Source organism: Pseudomonas sp. GD04019 (assembly GCF_029837695.1).
Taxonomy (GTDB): Bacteria; Pseudomonadota; Gammaproteobacteria; order Pseudomonadales; family Pseudomonadaceae; genus Aquipseudomonas.
Map to the genome: position 1 here is coordinate 86,443 of NZ_JAOEEA010000014.1, position 16,190 is coordinate 102,632.

The 16,190-nt window shown below is 67.9% G+C and carries 13 protein-coding genes; 6 read left to right on the top strand and 7 right to left on the bottom strand.

Annotated features, from left to right (window positions below; genetic code table 11):
• Positions 1–119 precede the first annotated feature (119 nt).
• The 3 genes from N7607_RS20115 to N7607_RS20125 all read right to left on the bottom strand — a co-directional run bounded on the left by N7607_RS20115 (position 120) and on the right by N7607_RS20125 (position 3,205).
• Entirely contained in the window at positions 120–485 is a 366-nt protein-coding gene (locus N7607_RS20115; protein WP_279867715.1) for a DUF3509 domain-containing protein, read from the bottom strand.
• 206 nt (positions 486–691) lie between these two features.
• Positions 692–2,773 carry a TonB-dependent copper receptor gene (locus N7607_RS20120; RefSeq protein WP_279867713.1) on the bottom strand — a complete coding sequence of 694 codons (2,082 nt, stop codon included), beginning with the start codon at positions 2,771–2,773 and terminating at the stop codon, positions 692–694.
• 60 nt (positions 2,774–2,833) lie between these two features.
• Positions 2,834–3,205 (bottom strand): DUF2946 family protein, encoded by a 372-nt coding sequence (locus tag N7607_RS20125; protein WP_279867711.1) that lies wholly within the window; start codon positions 3,203–3,205, stop codon positions 2,834–2,836.
• 158 nt (positions 3,206–3,363) lie between these two features.
• Between N7607_RS20125 and N7607_RS20130 the strand changes: the two genes are divergently transcribed.
• From N7607_RS20130 to N7607_RS20140, 3 genes are all read left to right on the top strand, one after another.
• The gene (locus N7607_RS20130; RefSeq protein WP_279867709.1) at positions 3,364–4,500 is read left to right on the top strand and encodes a PAS domain-containing sensor histidine kinase; all 1,137 of its coding nucleotides are present in this window, start codon (positions 3,364–3,366) and stop codon (positions 4,498–4,500) included.
• Positions 4,501–4,588: 88 nt separating this feature from the next.
• Positions 4,589–6,034, top strand: a complete 1,446-nt coding sequence (locus N7607_RS20135; RefSeq protein WP_279867819.1) for an ATPase domain-containing protein — start codon at positions 4,589–4,591, stop codon at positions 6,032–6,034.
• Positions 6,035–6,044: 10 nt separating this feature from the next.
• Positions 6,045–6,410 carry a response regulator gene (locus tag N7607_RS20140; protein WP_279867707.1) on the top strand — a complete coding sequence of 122 codons (366 nt, stop codon included), beginning with the start codon at positions 6,045–6,047 and terminating at the stop codon, positions 6,408–6,410.
• Positions 6,411–6,425: 15 nt separating this feature from the next.
• Here N7607_RS20140 and fes read toward each other — a convergent pair whose 3' ends face one another.
• The 4 genes from fes to N7607_RS20160 form a co-directional block, all read right to left on the bottom strand.
• Positions 6,426–7,985: an enterochelin esterase gene (gene fes, locus N7607_RS20145; RefSeq protein WP_279867706.1), complete on the bottom strand. Its 1,560-nt coding sequence runs from the start codon at positions 7,983–7,985 to the stop codon at positions 6,426–6,428.
• Positions 7,979–10,417 (bottom strand): TonB-dependent siderophore receptor, encoded by a 2,439-nt coding sequence (locus N7607_RS20150; RefSeq protein ID WP_279867704.1) that lies wholly within the window; start codon positions 10,415–10,417, stop codon positions 7,979–7,981. The genes fes and N7607_RS20150 overlap by 7 nt, the downstream gene beginning before the upstream one ends.
• Before the next feature lie 84 nt (positions 10,418–10,501).
• Positions 10,502–11,446 (bottom strand): FecR family protein, encoded by a 945-nt coding sequence (locus tag N7607_RS20155; protein WP_279867703.1) that lies wholly within the window; start codon positions 11,444–11,446, stop codon positions 10,502–10,504.
• Complete coding sequence (locus tag N7607_RS20160) at positions 11,443–11,967, bottom strand: sigma-70 family RNA polymerase sigma factor (RefSeq protein WP_279867818.1); 525 nt, start codon at positions 11,965–11,967, stop codon at positions 11,443–11,445. Before N7607_RS20160 ends, N7607_RS20155 begins: the two co-directional genes overlap by 4 nt.
• Before the next feature lie 222 nt (positions 11,968–12,189).
• Here N7607_RS20160 and N7607_RS20165 point away from each other — a divergent pair, with 222 nt between their 5' ends.
• The 3 genes from N7607_RS20165 to N7607_RS20175 all read left to right on the top strand — a co-directional run bounded on the left by N7607_RS20165 (position 12,190) and on the right by N7607_RS20175 (position 16,154).
• Positions 12,190–12,735, top strand: a complete 546-nt coding sequence (locus tag N7607_RS20165; RefSeq protein WP_279867701.1) for a sigma-70 family RNA polymerase sigma factor — start codon at positions 12,190–12,192, stop codon at positions 12,733–12,735.
• Positions 12,732–13,661 (top strand): FecR family protein, encoded by a 930-nt coding sequence (locus N7607_RS20170; RefSeq protein WP_279867700.1) that lies wholly within the window; start codon positions 12,732–12,734, stop codon positions 13,659–13,661. The genes N7607_RS20165 and N7607_RS20170 overlap by 4 nt, the downstream gene beginning before the upstream one ends.
• Before the next feature lie 102 nt (positions 13,662–13,763).
• Positions 13,764–16,154, top strand: a complete 2,391-nt coding sequence (locus N7607_RS20175) for a TonB-dependent receptor (protein ID WP_279867698.1) — start codon at positions 13,764–13,766, stop codon at positions 16,152–16,154.
• Positions 16,155–16,190: the final 36 nt, after the last annotated feature.

Genomic DNA, 16,190 nt, shown 5'->3' on the forward strand with positions numbered 1-16,190 from the left:
CAGTTCCATCCGTTGGTAGAGGGCCGCGGCTGGCGGCGGCCTCCTACTGTGGCGGTTGGCGCCAGCAAAACTTGAGTGGCCTGCCGAACCGTTCGGCGCCGCCATGCCGCAGTCGAAGTCTAGACTGCCATCGCTTCGCGACGCTGTTTCTTCATCAGCTCCAGCTTGCGCTTGTGCACCAGCATGCGCGAGGCGGTGACGTGGATCGGCCCGCCGGTAAAGGTCGGCAGATCGCGCAGGCCCCAGCGGTCACCGTCGTTCTTGTCGATGGCCTGGCCGTTGGCCAGTTTCAGGCTCAGGGTCACGTCGAAGATCAGCTCGCGCACGCTGTCGCGGTTGAAGATCGCAGCGCTGTCGATGGCCTTGCTCAGCGGCACTTCGTTCGGTTTGCGCAGGGTCAGCAGCAGCATGCCGTCCGGGCGCGGCTTGATCGAAACGCTGTGGTCGGGAAAGGCGTCGAAGAATTCCTTGATCGCAATTTGCATCTCTACTCCCTCTTATTGTGTTCCGGGTATCCAGCCAGTGCAGCGCCTGTGCCAACTTGCGCACAGCAATAACGCCCTTATAAATCAACAGCTTAAGAAATGGAGATGGCACTATGCCCGATGCAGAATGCACGGCTCGCTTGTAGCGGCGTGCAAAATGCACGAGAGCACAAAGGGAAAGCCCGCCGTGGCGGCGGGCTCTTGGCTCAGAAGTCGAGATCGACCTTGGCCCACAGGGTTCGCCCGGGCTCGTCAATGGCCACCGGGTCGGCCGGATAGCCGAAGCCGGCATCGCCGGCCAGGTTGAGGTGCTCGGCGTAATCCTTGTCGAACAGGTTGTCGACGCCGGCGCTGAGCTTGAGGTTGGCGCTGACGCGGTAGGCACCGTTGAGCGAGAACACGCCGAAGCCGGCGCTGCTGCCGAAGTCCTGGCCGACCACGTTGCCGCGGCCCTCGTCCACCCGGTTCTGCGCTGCCACCACACGCCACAGGGCGCCGGCGCTCCAGGCGTCGCGCTGGTAGGCCAGGCCCAGGCGCGCTTCCAGCGGCGGCATCTGCGGCAGGGCCTCGTCATCGGAGCTGTTCTTGCCCCAGGCGTAGGCCAGGGTGGCGTCGGTGTTCCAGTGGTCGGTGAGGTCGTAGGCCACGCCCAGCTCCCCCCCCAGGATGCGCGCGTCGATATTGTCGGCCTGCGAGCCGCCCATCATGCCGGCGCTGTAGTCGAACAGGATGTAGTCGCGCACCTGGCCGACGTAGCCGCTGGCCCAGGCCTGCAGGTCGGTGCCGTTGTACTGCACGCCGAAGTCGAGCTGGGTGGTCTTCTCTGGCTCGATGCCGTCGAAGGCGTTGATCTCGCCGGCCGGACCGCGACTCGGGGAGAACAGCTCCCAGTAGTCGGGGAAGCGCTGCACATGGCCGAGGCCGGCGTAGAGGGTGGTCGGCGACTCGGCCAGGTCATGCTCATAGCGCACGAAGCCGCTGGGCAAGGTGTCGGCGCGGGTCTCGTCGGCGGTCGGGTTGGGCATGCTCATCATGCCGCCGGTGCGCTGACGGTAGTCCTTGGCCGAGGCGCGGTCCAGGCGCGCGCCAGCGACCACGCGGTTGCGCTCGGCGAGCAGCCAGGTCAGCTCGGCGAAGGCGCCGTAGCTGTGCATCACCGCGTCCTTGCTCCAGGGGAAGCGGTCGGTGTCGATGTAGCTGTCGCTCATCATGTCGTAGTCGGAGTTGCGCTCGCGGTGCTCGCTGCGCAGGGCGTCGACACCGGCGACCAGCTCCACGTCGGTCCAGGTGAAGGTCGCGGCGAGGCGTCCGCCGACCGTGCGCCGGTCGACCTGGGAGGCCATGGGCATGGCCATCATGCTGCTCGGGTCGGGCTCGCGCAGGCTGAAGTTGTCCATGATGTGGTCGGCGTAGTTGTAGTAGAGCTGCGCCTCCAGCTTGTCCAGCGTGCCACCGAGGTTGGACTTCTCGAAACGCAGGCCGAGGCTCTCGCGCTCGAACTGCGCGCCGTCCATGCCGCGCCCGGCATAGCGCGCCTCGCCGTCGCCCTTGCCGGCGGTGAGCTCGATCAGGGTGTCGGCGTCCGGCGTCCAGCCGATGGCCAGGTCGCCGTTCCACTTGTTCCAGCGCGACGGCACGGTATCGCCGTCGCCGTCCTCGTAGTCATCGGCCTGGGCCTGGTTGCCGACGAAGCGCAGGTAGCCCTGCTCGCCGCCCACGGCGCCATCCAGCACCTTGTCGAAGCGGCCGTTGGAGCCAGTCAGCACGCTGGCGTGCAGGCGCGAACCGAGCTCGCCGAAACGCTCCGGCTCGCGCTCGAACAGCACGGTGCCAGCCGAGGCGCCGGGGCCCCAGAGCACGGTCTGTGGGCCCTTGATCACGGTCAGCTTGTCGAAGGTCTCGGGCGATATATAGGAACTCGGCGCGTCCATCCGGTAGGGACAGGCGCCGAGCATCAGGCCGCCGTTGGTGCGCAGGTTGATGCGTGAGCCGAACATGCCACGCAGCACCGGGTCGCCGTTGCTGCCGCCGCTGCGGATGGCGGCGAAGCCGGGGATGGTCTTCAGGTAGTCGGTGGCATCGCTGGCCGGCACCGGCTGGCGGGCGTCTTTGGGATCGGCGTGGATGGTCAGCGGCGAGCTCTGCTGCACGGCGGTGACCACCGTGGGCGCCAGCTCGGCATCGGCGGCCTCCTCGGCGAAGATCGGCGTGGCCATAGCCAGGCTCAGGGCGGACAGAACGAACGGCAGGCGCCCGACGCGTGCCGGCACGAAAACGAATGGAGTCATGGTGTTTCCTGAATGATGAACAGCGCTATGCCCTCGCGACGAGGGCGACTGATGGCGACTTCAGGAAAGCGACGGGGGCGCCCTGCCGGGCGGGGCCACCAGGAACGGCGGGCTGAGGCCCAGCGCCTCGGCGAAGCGCGGCCGCTCGGGCGGCGCCACCAGCGGCGGTGGCGGCGTGAAGGGAAGAGACTGCAGGCTGGCGATATGCGCACCGCACTGCACGCAGGGCAACTGGTGCGAGGCGGCGCCGCCCCGGTCGTCCTCGCCGAGCTGCCATTGCACACCTTGCGAGGTGCACATGAGCATGAAGCCGTCTTCGCTCATCTGCGGCAGCGCCCACAGCGGCATACTCACGCGCAGCAGCATGCCCACCAGGGCAAAGGCGTAGAGCCAATCGCGGAAGTTACGGCTGAGCGGGTTCAGGGCGGGCATATCCTTTCGTTGCCGGGCATTCTAGCCAGTGCGCGGCCCCGCGCCACTGCCACGGCGTCGCACCCGCCCGTTTCCGGCGGAAGCCACGGTAGGCAGTGCCTCGGTCATGGCTCTACACTGCAAGCCACACCTGCCCTGCAATCAGGATCGAAAACTCCATGGCCGACGAACCACCCGTGACGCCCAGCGGCCTGACCGAACGCAGCTACGAGCTGCTGGTCCAGGCCGTGGTCGACTACGCGATCTACATGCTCAACCCGCAAGGCCGGATCATGACCTGGAACGTCGGTGCCGAGCGGATCAAGGGCTACACGGCGAAGGAGGTGATCGGTCAGCATCTGGAACTGTTCTTCCTGGAGGAAGACCGCCGCCAGGGCAAGGCGCAACGGCTGATCGCCACCGCCCTGCGCGAGGGTCGCGCCCACGACGAGGGCTGGCGGGTGCGCAAGGACGGCACACGCTTCTGGGCGCTGACCGTGCTCGATGCCATCCATGACGAGACCGGCTGCCTGGTCGGCCTGGCCAAGATCACCCGCGACATGACCGAGCGCCACGAGGCGCAGATACACCTCGACGAGGTGCGCGCACAGCTGTTCCAGGCGCAGAAGATGGAAGCCCTCGGCCAACTCACCGGCGGCATGGCCCACGACTTCAACAACCTGCTCACGGTGATCATCGGCTCCAGCGACCTGGCCCGGCGCAGCAACGATCCCGAGCGCATCCAGATGCTGCTGGAGAGCATCCACGAGGCCGGCATCCGTGGCCGCACGCTGACCCAGAACCTGCTGACCTTCGCCCGCCGACGGGCACCACAGGCCTGGGCGCTCGACCTGGTCACCACGCTGCAGGCCTCCTCTGCCCTGTTCGCCCAGGCCCTGCCGAAGAGCATCAGCCTGGACCTGGAAATCTCACCCGCGCTGCATCAGGCGCGGGTCGATGCCACTCAGCTGGAAATGGCCCTGCTCAACCTGGTGTTCAACGCCCGCGATGCCATGGAGGAGCAGGGCGGACGCATTCTGCTGCGCGCCGAGAATGGCCAGTTGCACGGCGAGTGGCAGGGACTGCAGGGCGACTTCGTGCTGATCTCGGTCAACGACGACGGCCCCGGCATCCCCCGCGAACTGCAGGAGCGCATCTTCGAGCCGTTCTTCACCACCAAGCACTTCGGCAAAGGCACCGGCCTGGGTCTCAGCCAGGTGTACGGCTTCGCCCGCGCCGCCGATGGTGCGATCGGGGTCGAAAGCGAGCCCGGCAAGGGCACGCGCATGACCCTTTATCTGCCGGCCGCCGTCTAGCCGGCGTTGTCCGCCATACTGGCTTGCCGGTAAAGTGCGGCCAATTAGCGGCGCACCAGCGCTGCCACTCGATAGAGAGATGGGACGGATCTTGGAACAACTAAAACGCCTTCAAAGCGGCATCGATGGCCTCGACGTCCTGTTGAAAGGGGGTCTGGTCAGCGGCGCCTCTTACATCGTTCAGGGCCGCCCGGGCTCGGGCAAGACCATCCTGGCCAACCAGATCGCCTTCAACCATGTGCGCGAAGGCGGTCGCGTGCTGGTAGCCACGCTGCTGGCCGAATCCCATGATCGGCTGTTCCAGTTCCTCTCCACCCTGAGCTTCTTCGAGCCGCAGCGCGTCGGCGCCGAGATCCAGTTCGTCAGCGCCTTCGACACCATGCAGAACGAGGGCCTGGACGAAGTGGTGCGCCTGCTGCGCCGCGAGATCAACCGACAGAAGGCCACCCTGCTGATCGTCGACGGCGTGCTCAACGCCCGCTCGCGCGCCGAATCGCAGCTGGACACCAAGAAATTCATCTCCGAGCTGCAAGGCCATGCCGCCTTTGCCGGCTGCACCGTACTGCTGATCACCAGCGCCCGCCTGGACGACGGCAGCCCGGAACACACCATGGTCGACGGCGTGATCGAAGTGGGCGAAGAGCTGCATGGCAGCCGCTCGGTGCGCCGCATCCAGCTGCGCAAGACGCGCGGCAGCGGCGCCCTCTCCGGCCTGCACGAGTGCGAGATCACCAACGACGGCATCGTCATCTACCCGCGCCTGGAGAGCCTCTATGCGCGGCCCTCGCAGCCGGGCAGTGCCGACCTGCGGCGAGTGCCCAGCGGCATCGGCGGCTTCGACCAGATGATCGGCGGCGGCCTGCCGGAGTCCTCGGTGACCCTGCTGATGGGGCCGTCCGGCGTCGGCAAGACCTGCGCCGGCCTGAGCTTCCTGGCCCAGAGCACGCCGCAGGAGCCGGGCCTGCACTTCGGCTTCTACGAAAACCCGCAGCGCCTGCGCCTCAAGGCGCAAGCGCTGGGCCATGACCTGCAAGCCCTGGAAGACAGCGGCGCGCTGCATATCCTCTGGCAGCCCACCACATCCGGGTTGCTCGACGCCCTGGGCCTGAAGCTGCTCGACACGGTCGAGCGCCTGGGTATCAAGCGTGTGCTGCTCGACAGCCTGGGCGGCATGGCCAGGGTGGCGACCAACCAGGCGCGCCTGGCCGAGTTCTTCAGCGCCCTGATGAGCGAGCTGCGCGCGCGCGGCGTGACGGTGGTGGCCACCTGGGAGATGCGTGACCTGTTCGGCTCCGAGATCAACGCACCGGCACCGGAACTGTCCAGCCTGGTGGACAACCTGCTGCTGATGCGCTTCGTGGAAATCAATTCCGAACTAAAGCGCGTGCTCTCCACCCTGAAGATGAGAGACAGCAATTATGATCCCGCCCTGCTGGAGGTGGTGATCGACGAACAAGGCCTGCGCCTGGAGAAGACCTTCAGGAATACGGCTGCGGTGCTGACCGGCAGCGCAGTACCGACGGCGGATAGATGAGCCTCAGCGCATGACGACCATCCTGATAGTCGATGACGAATATCTGATCGCGGATATTCTCGGCTACGCGTTGGAGGATGAAGGCTACATGGTGGTCAAGGCCGCCAATGGCCGGCGCGGCCTCGAAGTGCTCGACCGCGAACGTCCTTCCCTGGTCATCACCGACTTCATGATGCCGGTGATGGATGGAGTCGAATTCGCCCGCGCCATCCGCAGCCGCCCAGGCACGGCGCATCTGCCGATCCTGCTGATGAGCGGCGCCCACGGCAGCATCGGCCGGACCACGCCCGAGCTGTTCGCCGATGTGTTCGACAAACCCTTCGAAGTGGATTACGTGATCGCCAAGGTCCGCGAGCTGGTCGGCCCGGCGGGCTGACCAGCTGCCACTTTTTCAGCGACCGAACAGAGCGATCAGGCCCTCCGCCAGCGTGCCGCGCCAGTTCAGATAGTCGTGCCCGCTGGCCCACTCCCGATGCGTCACCGCATAGCCCTTGGCCTGCAGCACGTCGCGCAGATGGCGGGTGGTGTCGAAGATGCCGAGCTGGCCGTTGCCGGCCTCGAACTGCCCCGCCTCCAGATAGAAACGCACCGGCAGCCTGGGCGCACGCACGAACTCGCGGGTCAGCCACTCCGGCTCCTGCCCAGGCGGCGACCACCAGTAGGAGCCGGACTGGCTGAGCACGTTGCCGAACAGCTCGGGGTGCCTGAGCGCCGCATAGCTGGAAGCCAGGCCGCCGTAGCTGGAGCCGGCGATCACCGTGCGCGGCGCCGGTACGCTAAGCCCTTGTTGCGCCACCCAGGGTTGTAGCTCCTCGGCGAGGAAGCGGGCGAAGTCCGGGTTGGGCGGCAGCTCCACGCCGCGTGCCTCGGGGCTGGCGTTGTCGATCAGCACCGCTGCCATGGGCGGGATGCGCCCGGCGGCGATCAGGTTGTCGAGGATGGTCGGTGTCGGCACCTTGCCCAGATAAGCCTCGGCGTCGAACAGGTAGAGCAGATGGTTGTCCGCCGCGCCGGCGCGATAGCCATGCGGGCGGTACAGGTACACCGCGCGGCTGTTGCCGAGGATCTTGCTGGTGAACGCGTGGCGCTCGACGCTGCCGGCCGCCACGCCCGCGCGCTTGTCGTTCCACGGCTGCGGTGGCGCCCGATCCAGCTCCAGCAGCGAGTCGTACTGGAAGCCATCCACGCCCTTGGCCGGGTAGGCTCGGGGGTTGAGTGGATCGGCCTGGGCGGTGGCGAGGATCGCCCGCCGCCGCGTGCCAGGGTCGGCGTCCAGCTCCGGCACGTCCGGCGCCAGCTGGTAGGCCAGGCGCGTCTCGCGTGGCAGGCGGAAGGTCACGAACCACACATCCGAGTCGCCCAGGCGGGCCAGTTCGCTGTGGTCGTAGCCGGGCCCGCCGAACAGGCGCACGTTGCGTTCGGCGCCGCGCCAGAGGAAGGTCACCAGCGCTTCGCGTTCGTCCAGCGCCTCGATCAGCGGCGTGCCGCGCTTGCCCATCTCGCACCAGAAGTCGCGGCTGTCGCCACCGGCTGCCAGCTCGGCCTGCAGCGCACGCAGGCGCGGGCTCTGCAGCTGTTCCGCGGGAGCCCGCTGCGCGGCCAGCGGCGTGACGGCAGACAGCTGCAGGCGGAACTCGGCACCCGCCACGCCCTGCAGGCGCAGGCGGTAGTCGCCGTCCTCGGGCAGCACCAGCTGGAAGGCGCGCCTTCCCGCATCCTTGGCCACCAGGCGGCGCAGATGGTCTCCGTCGGCGGTCCGCAGATCGAGCTGCATGGCGGCGCTGGGCAGCTCGCCACTCAGGTAGTCGCCGCGCGTGAAGTGCAGCCGGTATTCGCGGGCGCCCCGCTCGTCCAACCGGCCCTCGTAGTGGCGCGCCTCCTCGGCCTGGGCGCTAAAAGAGCCCAGGCCGAGGCACAGCACGCCGGCCAGTAGTGGCAGGCGGCTTACCATGCGTAGTTCACGCTGGCGGTGACGGTGCGGCTGGCGCCGTAGAAGCAGGTGTCCACCGCGGCGCAGGAGGCGGCGTAGACCTTGTCGGTCAGGTTGCTGGCGTTGAGCTGCACGGAGGCGCCGTCCAGGTCCGCGGCCAGCCTGCCGAGGTCGTAGCCGAGCATGGCGTCGAGCAGCACCACCGAGTCGACCTTGTAGCTGTTGTCCTGGTCGCCGAAGCTGGAGCCGACATAGCGCACGCCGGCGCCGGCGGAAACGCCCGGCAGCAGGCTGCCGTCGAACTGGTAGGTGGCCCACAGGCTGGCCAGGTGCGCCGGGGTGCGCGGCGGCTCCTTGCCCTCCACGCCCGGGCGGGTGGTCTTGGTGACTTCCGGCTCCAGGTGGGTGTAGGCGCCGACCAGCTCCAGGTTGTCGGTGAGGTTGCCGCGCGCCTCGAGCTCGATGCCCTTGGACTGGATCTCGCCGGTCTGGGTCGGATACCAGCCGCCGTCGTAGGTCACCACGTTCTGCTGGGTCAGGTCGAACAGGGCCACGCTGAACATCGCCTCGCTGCCCGGCGGTTGGTACTTCAGGCCGATCTCGGTCTGCTCGCCGGTGGTCGGCTCGAACGCCGGCTCACCCGGTTCGGGCGTGCTCAGCACCGGCTCGAAGGAGGTGCTGTAGCTGATGTAGGGCGAGAAGCCGCTGTCGAAGGCGTAGAGCAGGCCGGCGCGGCCGGTGAACTCTTCGTCCCGCTGCGACTCGCGGGTGCCGCTCAGGTTGTCGTCGGTGCGGCTGCGGGCACGATCCTGGCGGCCGCCGAGCAGCAGGTTCCAGTTGCCGTACTCGATCTGGTCCTGCAGGTAGAAGCCGATCTGGTCGGCGCGCTGGGTGCTGTCCGAACTCGGCGACAGCGGGCCGACGTCCGCGCCGTACTGTGGGTCGTAGGCGTCCAGCAGGTAGGTGCCGTTGTAGTCGCGGGCGTCGGTGGCGTCGCGGTGGCTGCGCTTGTAGTCCACGCCGGTGAGCAGGGTATGGCTCAGCGGTCCGGTGGCGAAGTCGAACTGCAGTTGGTTGTCCACCACGGCCTGCTCCAGCTCGGCGCGGCTGTCCGCCGGCACGCGGCGCATGGTGCGGTCGTCGACCATGGACATGAACACCAGTTGCTTGAAGCGCTCGTTCTCCTTCAGGTAGCGCAGGTTCTGGCGGAAGGTCAGCAGCTCGTTGAAGCGGTGCTCGAACAGGTAGCCGATGGACGACTGCTCGCGCTCGGACTGGTAGAAGTCCGGATCGCCGACGTTGAGGTGGCGGGAGATGCGCCCGTGCGGGCCGGAGTTGGCCACGCCATCGGTGGGCCAGAAGTTGCGGTAACCGGCATCGGGGTCGTTCTGGTAGTAGGCCAGCAGGGTCAGGCTGGTGTCTTCGTTGGGCTGCCAGGTCAGCGACGGGGCCAGGGCCTGGCGCTCCTCGTCGATGTGGTCGACCTCGGCCTGGCCCTTGCTCAGCAGGCCGTTGAGGCGATACAGCAGGGTGCCCTGCTCGTCCAGCTGGCCGTTGAGGTCGAAGGCGCCACGGCGCAGCGAATCGCTGCCGACGCCGAACTGCACGCGGTTCTTCGCCTCGGTCGACGGGCGCTTGCTGGTCATCGCCAGCAGGCCGCCGGGGTTGGCCTGGCCGTACAGCACCGAGGCAGGGCCGTGGATCAGCTCGACGCGCTCGAGGAACCAGGGGTCGACCTGGGTGTAGGACTCGCCGCCGACGGTGAGTCCGTCCAGGTAGGTGGGCGCATAGCCGAAGCCGCGCACGTAGACCTCGTCGACCCGGTGCGAGGAGCCGCGGTAGTCGGCGAAGGTGCCGCCGCTGTAGCGCAGGGCCTGGGCCACGCTGGTCACGGCCTGGTCGTCCATCTGGTCGCGGGTGACCACGGACACCGATTGCGGGGTCTTGATCAGCGGGGTGTCGGTCTTGGTACCGGAGGCGCTGCGCTCGGCCAGGTAGCCATCGACCGGGCCGGTGGCGCTCTGCTCGCGGCCGATGATGCTGGTGGTGCCCAGTTCGACGGCACCGGCGCCGGACAGCGGCCGGATCACGTACACGCCCTCGCCGCTCGGCGCCGCTTCCAGGCCGGAACCGTCCAGCAACCGTTGCAGGCCCTCGGCCACCGGCCACTGGCCCTGCAGGCCGGCGCTACGCTTGCCGGCCGCCAGTTCGGGGGACACGGCAACGCTGACGCCGGCCTGCTCGGCGAAGCTGGCCAGGGCCGCGGCCAGGCTGCCGGGGGCGACGCTATAGCTGCGGCTGACCGCTGCGCTGTCGGCCGCCTGCAGCGGGGTGATGGCGAAGGGCGCGGCGCTCAGCAGCATGGCCAGCAGGCCATGGCGGACGGCGCGAACGCTGGGCCGCAGGGCGGCGCGAGGCAGGCCGGCGGCCTGGCAAGGATGACGTGGGGACATGATTCGACTCGTGATGGGTTGGCAGTGTTTCTGCTGCCTTGACACCCGAGCCGGCAAAAGGGGACAGCCGGGTGAAATGTTTTTTCACGCCGGCAGGATCGCCACCCAGTAACGCGTGCGATAGGCCACCCGTACCGGCAGTACCTGGGGCAGGCTGTCCAGCACGGGCGTGCTGTTGTCCAGCTGGAAGGCCCCGGACAGACGCAGCCCGGCCACCTCGGCGGCGCAGGTGACGAAGCCGGGGCGATAGCGCTGCAGGGCGGCGGCGAACTCGTCCAGGCGGCCGTTCTGCAGTTGCAGCACGCCACGGGTCCAGGCATCCGGCTGGCCCTGCAGCGCCTGCACCAGCCCAGCGCCGTGCGAGTCGAAGCGCACCTGCCGGCCGGCCTGCAGGCGCAGCGGCGGCAACGCCGAGTCGCGCGGGTGCACGTCCAGGTTGCCCTCCAGCACGGCGATGCGGGTGCCATCTGTGTCCTGGTGAATATCGAAAAGCGCCGCCTGGCCACGCACGCAACCGTGGTCGGTACGCACGACGAACGGCCGCGCCTCGTCGACCATCTGCAGCAGCGCCTGGCCTCGCAGGAAATGCAGGCGGCGGCAGTCGACGTCGTACTGCAGGTCGATGGCGCTGGCAGCGTTCAGTTGCAGCAACGAGCCGTCGGCCAGCTCCAGGCTGCGTCGCTCGCCGGTACCAGTGCGGTAATCGGCCAGCCAGCCCTGACTGCTCGCGCCGCGATAACCGGCCCAGCCGAACGGCAGGGCGACACCGGCGAGCATCAGGGTCTTGAGCAGGTCGCGACGGTTGATGCGCTGGCGCCGACCGAGCGCCGACATGCCCGGCCCGACCGGCACCTGGCCGAGGCGCTGGCTGATGTGCAGGGCCTTCTGCCAGGCGGCCTCGTGATCGGCATGGCTGGCACGCCAGCGCGCACACTCCTCGTGCTCGCGGGCGCTGGCCTCCGGCGAATGCAGCTGCACGAACCATTGCGCGGCCTGGTGGATCACCTGCGGGTCGAGCGTGCCGCTCATGCCAGCGCCAGCACGCAGTGGGCCAGGCCCTGGGCCACGTAGCGCTTGATGCTGCGCTCGCAGACGTGCAGGCGCAGGGCGATCTCGGCATAGGTCAGGCCCTCCAGCTGGGCCATCAGGAAGGCCTCGCGTACCTGCGGCTTGAGGCCGTCGAGCAAGGCGTCGATCTCGCACAGCGCCTCCAGCATCTCCAGCTGTTGCTCGGGCCCTGGCGCCTCGGCCTCCGGCAACTGGGCCACGGCCTGCAGCCAGGCACGCTCCAGCGACTGGCGCCGGTAGTGATTGAACAGCACGCGCTTGGCCACGGTGGTGAGGTAGGCGCGCGGCTCCTGCAGGGCGTCGAGGTGCAGGCTCGGCTCGCTGCGACCAACGGCCAGCAGCACACGGACGAAGGTGTCCTGGGCCAGGTCCGCCGCCTCGCAGGCATTGCCCATGCGCGAAGTCAGCCAGCCCTGCAGCCAGCCATGGTGCAGGCGGTACAAGGCGCCAACCTGGTGGCGGCCGATGGCATCGAGTGACAGGGCGGCAGACACGTTCATCCCCACAGATGAGAAAAGTTGCATTTAATAATAATTATCAACAACAAGCCAGGAGGAATCGAAACCTGTGTTTGGCGGGCTATCATCCGACGCGAAGGACAGCAGCAAATCGATGCGAATCGAGAATGACTGGCAATTGAGTCCTCCTCCGTGAATGGATAAGCTGTCGGCGACTTTCCTGCAGGTCTGGACCCTCTTCCGGCGATGTCGCAGCAATACCCCTCACTCCTGGCCTGCTTCATCGCCGAGCGCCGCAACCTGGCCCGCTTCCTCACCGGGCGCACCGGTTGCCAGGCCACCGCCGAGGATCTGCTGCAGGACGCCTGGTTCAAGCTCAACCGCCTGCAGTCCGGCGAGCCGGTGGACAACCCGCTGGCCTACCTGCGGCGCATGGCGGCCAACCTGGCCATCGACGACGCCCGCGCCAACGCCCGCCGCCTGCTCGACCCGGTGGAGATCGAACTGCTGCTGGAGGTGCCCGACGAGGCGCCGAATGCCGAGCAGGCCATCTCCGACCAGCAGCAGCTGCAGCGCCTGGCAGAGATACTCGAAGAGTTGCCGGCACGGCGGCGCGAGCTGTTCCTCGCCGCGCGCCTCGAAGGCCAGCCGCACAAGGCGTTGGCCCAGCGCTTTGGCGTCAGCCTGCGCACCGTCGAGCTGGAAGTGCGCCGCGCCCTCGACCATTGCGCCCTGCGCCTGCAGCAGCACAGCGAGGCCACGCGCTCGCGAGATACAATGCCGACACCATGACAGACACCTCCTCCCCCGCATTCGAGCTGACCCAGCAGGCCAACGCCTGGGTGGCGCGCCTTACCTCCGGCCAGGCCACGGTCGAGGATGCCCGCGCCCTGCGCGAGTGGTGCGCCCGCAGCGCGGCCCATGCCCAGGCCTACCACGAGGCGGCGCGCCTGTGGCGCGAGCTGGGCCGGTTGCCGCCCGTGGCGGCCCGCCGCGCGCCACGTCGGCGTGTGCTGGGCGGTGGTCTGGCGGCCTGCGCCCTGCTGCTCGGCTTCGCCTGGCTGCAGCCGGGGCAGATCGATGCCCAGGCCTGGCTGGCCGACGCCAGCACCGGCGTCGGCGAGCGCCGCGAGATCCTGCTGGAGGACGGCAGCCGGGTCGAACTGGACGCGCGCAGCAGCCTGGACCTGGACTTCAGCGCCGAACGCCGACGCCTGGTGCTCAAAGGCGGCGCCGCGGTATTCCATGTGCAGCACGACCCCGGCCGCCCCTTCGTGGTCGAGGCCGACAACGGCAGCGTGACGGCTCTGGGCACGGTGTTCGAGGTGCGTCACCAGGACAACGGCGTGCGCGTGACCTGCAGCGAAGGCGTGGTCGCCGTGCGCTCGGCGGACCGGCCGCCACTACGCCTGGAGGCCGGCCAGCAACTGCGTTACGACACCCGCGCCAGCAGCCCGCCGGCACCGGTCAACAGCGCCGAGGCCCTGGCCTGGCGCCAGGACCTGCTGGTGTTCAAGCAGCGCCCGCTGGCGGAACTGGTCGAGGAGCTGAACCGCTACCGCAGCGGGCGCATCGTCCTGGCCAACCAGCAGATCGCCCAGCGCCCGGTCAGTGGCGTGTTCCACCTGCAGCGCACCGACGAAGCGCTGGCCCACATCAGCAGCAGCCTGGGGCTGAGCGCGACCCATCTACCGGGCAACTGGGTGATGCTGCGCTAAAAAAATCTGCGCGCGGCATTGCGGGTCTAGTCTTCGGTAAACGTCTATCGAATAGGAACGCTTTTCATCTGCACCTATTTGCCGACTAAACCGGGGAAACACATGCCAACGCCTTTTCCGCTCAGGACTCGCCTGGCGAGCTCCATCCTGCTCGCCTGCTCCAGCCTGCTGACTGCCGCGCCCGCTGCCTGGGCCGCCGAGACCACCGCCGAGCAGAGCGAGCAGCTCAGCTTCGACATCCCGGCGCAGAGCCTGGATGACGCTCTCAGCGCCTACGGCATCGCCAGCGGCGCCCAGGTGCTGTACGACGCCGGCCTGACCCAGGGCCTGAGTTCGCAAGCGGTCAGCGGCCAGATGGATCGCCAGCAGGCCCTGCAGCAGCTGCTGGCCGGCACCGGCCTGAGCTACCGCTTCACCGGCGCACGCACCGTCACCCTGGAAGCAGCATCCTCCTCGGCCGGGGAGGCGCTGGAGTTCGCGCCCATCCTGATCACCGGCGAGAAGATCGAGCGCGACCTGCAGCAGACCACCAGCAGCGTGGCCGTGGTCGGCGCCGAGCAGATCGAACGGGCGCGCATCCAGAATCTGCCGGATGCCTTCCGCATGATGGCCAACGTGCGTGACGCCGACTGGGCCGACTCCGGCTACATCATCCGCGGCATCAACTCCGAAGGCGTCGGCGGCCCGGCCGGGCGGCCTCTGGCCACCGTGTATGTCGATGGCGTGGCGCAAACCATGCAGGGCGCGCGCCGCGGCGCACTGGGCATGTGGGACGTGGAGCAGGTCGAGGTGCTGCGCGGCCCGCAGTCCACCACCAGCGGGCGTAATGCCCTGGCCGGCGCCATTCGCATCGAGTCCAAGGACCCGACCTATCACTGGGAAAGCGCCGCCCGCGGCACCGCCGGCAGCCTCGACACCCACGGCTACGCGGCGATGGTTTCCGGTCCTCTGGTGGAGGACAAACTGGCCTTCCGCCTGGCCGCCGAACGCAGCCACGCCGATGGCGGCATCGACTACCCCTACTTCGAGGGCATGCCGCGTCTCGACGAGCGCCAGGACGACGACTACTGGCAAGTGCGCGGCAAGCTGCTGTTCCAGCCACACGGCGAAGATGGCGTGCGCGTGCTGCTGAGCCACTCGAAGAGCTACGACTCGCCGGCCTACAACGATGTCGACGGTCCCAGCGGCGGGGTCGACTACTTCGATCGCGAGTGGGGCAACCAGAGCATGGCGCTGTTCACCGAGGCGCGCAGCACCATCAACTACAACACCGGCCTGGAAATCGCCCAGCCGCTCAGCGAAGGCCTGACCCTGACCTCGCTGACCACCCACGTGAAGACCGAGACCAGCCGCCCCTCGGTCGACCTGGGCACCACCGGCGAATTCGACGAGAAGGAGATCGCCCAGGAGCTGCGCCTGAACTGGGATAACACCCAGTATTCGGCCGTGGCCGGCGTTTATCTCAACACCGGCGAAGAGAAGGGGCGCCGCGATCAGCAACGTCCCTGGGAAAGCTACCAGCGCCGCGACCGCAGCAAGAACGAGGTGGACAACTACGCCCTGTTCGGCGAGATGAACTGGCACCTGACCGAGCAGTGGACGCTGATCAGCGGCATGCGCTACGACTATGAGAAGCAGGACTACAAGGCCGCCAACAGCCGCGTTGACAACGCCACCGGCGCCCCGGTCAGCAGCCTCAACAGCGACGGCGACACCCACTATGACGCCTGGCTGCCCAAGGTCGGCGTGCAATACCAGATCGACAAGCAGCAGAACCTTGGTTTTGTCGTGCAACGCGCCTACCGCGGCGGCGGCACCGCGACCAACTACGTGACTTCCGAGATCTACGACTACGACGCCGAGTACGCCTGGAACTACGAGCTGTCCTACCGCTCGCTGTGGGCAGACGGCAAGTTGCGCCTGAATGCCAATCTGTTCCACCTGGACTGGGACGATCAGCAGGTCAACGTGCCGCAGATTCCCGGCGACTTCACCAGCGACGTGGTGATCAACGCCGGCAAGTCGCATGTCGACGGCTTCGAGATTGAGCTGGGCTACCAGCCGCTGGAAGGCCTGGACACGTTCGCCTCGCTCGGCATGGCCAAGACCGAATTCGACGAGTTCTATTTCGTGCAGAACGGCGTACCGCTGGACCTGGCCGGCGAAGCCTTCCCGCAGGCACCCGAGTGGACGGCTGCACTGGGCGCAGACTATCAGCACCACAGCGGCTGGTTCGTCGGCGGCGACCTCAAGTACACCGGCAGCACCACCTCACGCTCGTTGTTGGAAGGCGCGGAGAAAGACGGTCTGCCGGTCTATACCCTGCTCAATCTGCGCACCGGCTATGCCGGCGATCAATGGCGCCTGACCCTGTGGGCCAACAACGTCACCGACGAGGAGTACTACCTGTATCGCTACGACGAGCCGGGTAGCCAGTTCGCCTCCGTCGGCCGCGAGCGCGTGATCGGCACCACGCTCGACCTTACCTACTGAGAGGTCCGCCGCCCCGCGAGGGGCGGCTGTTTCATC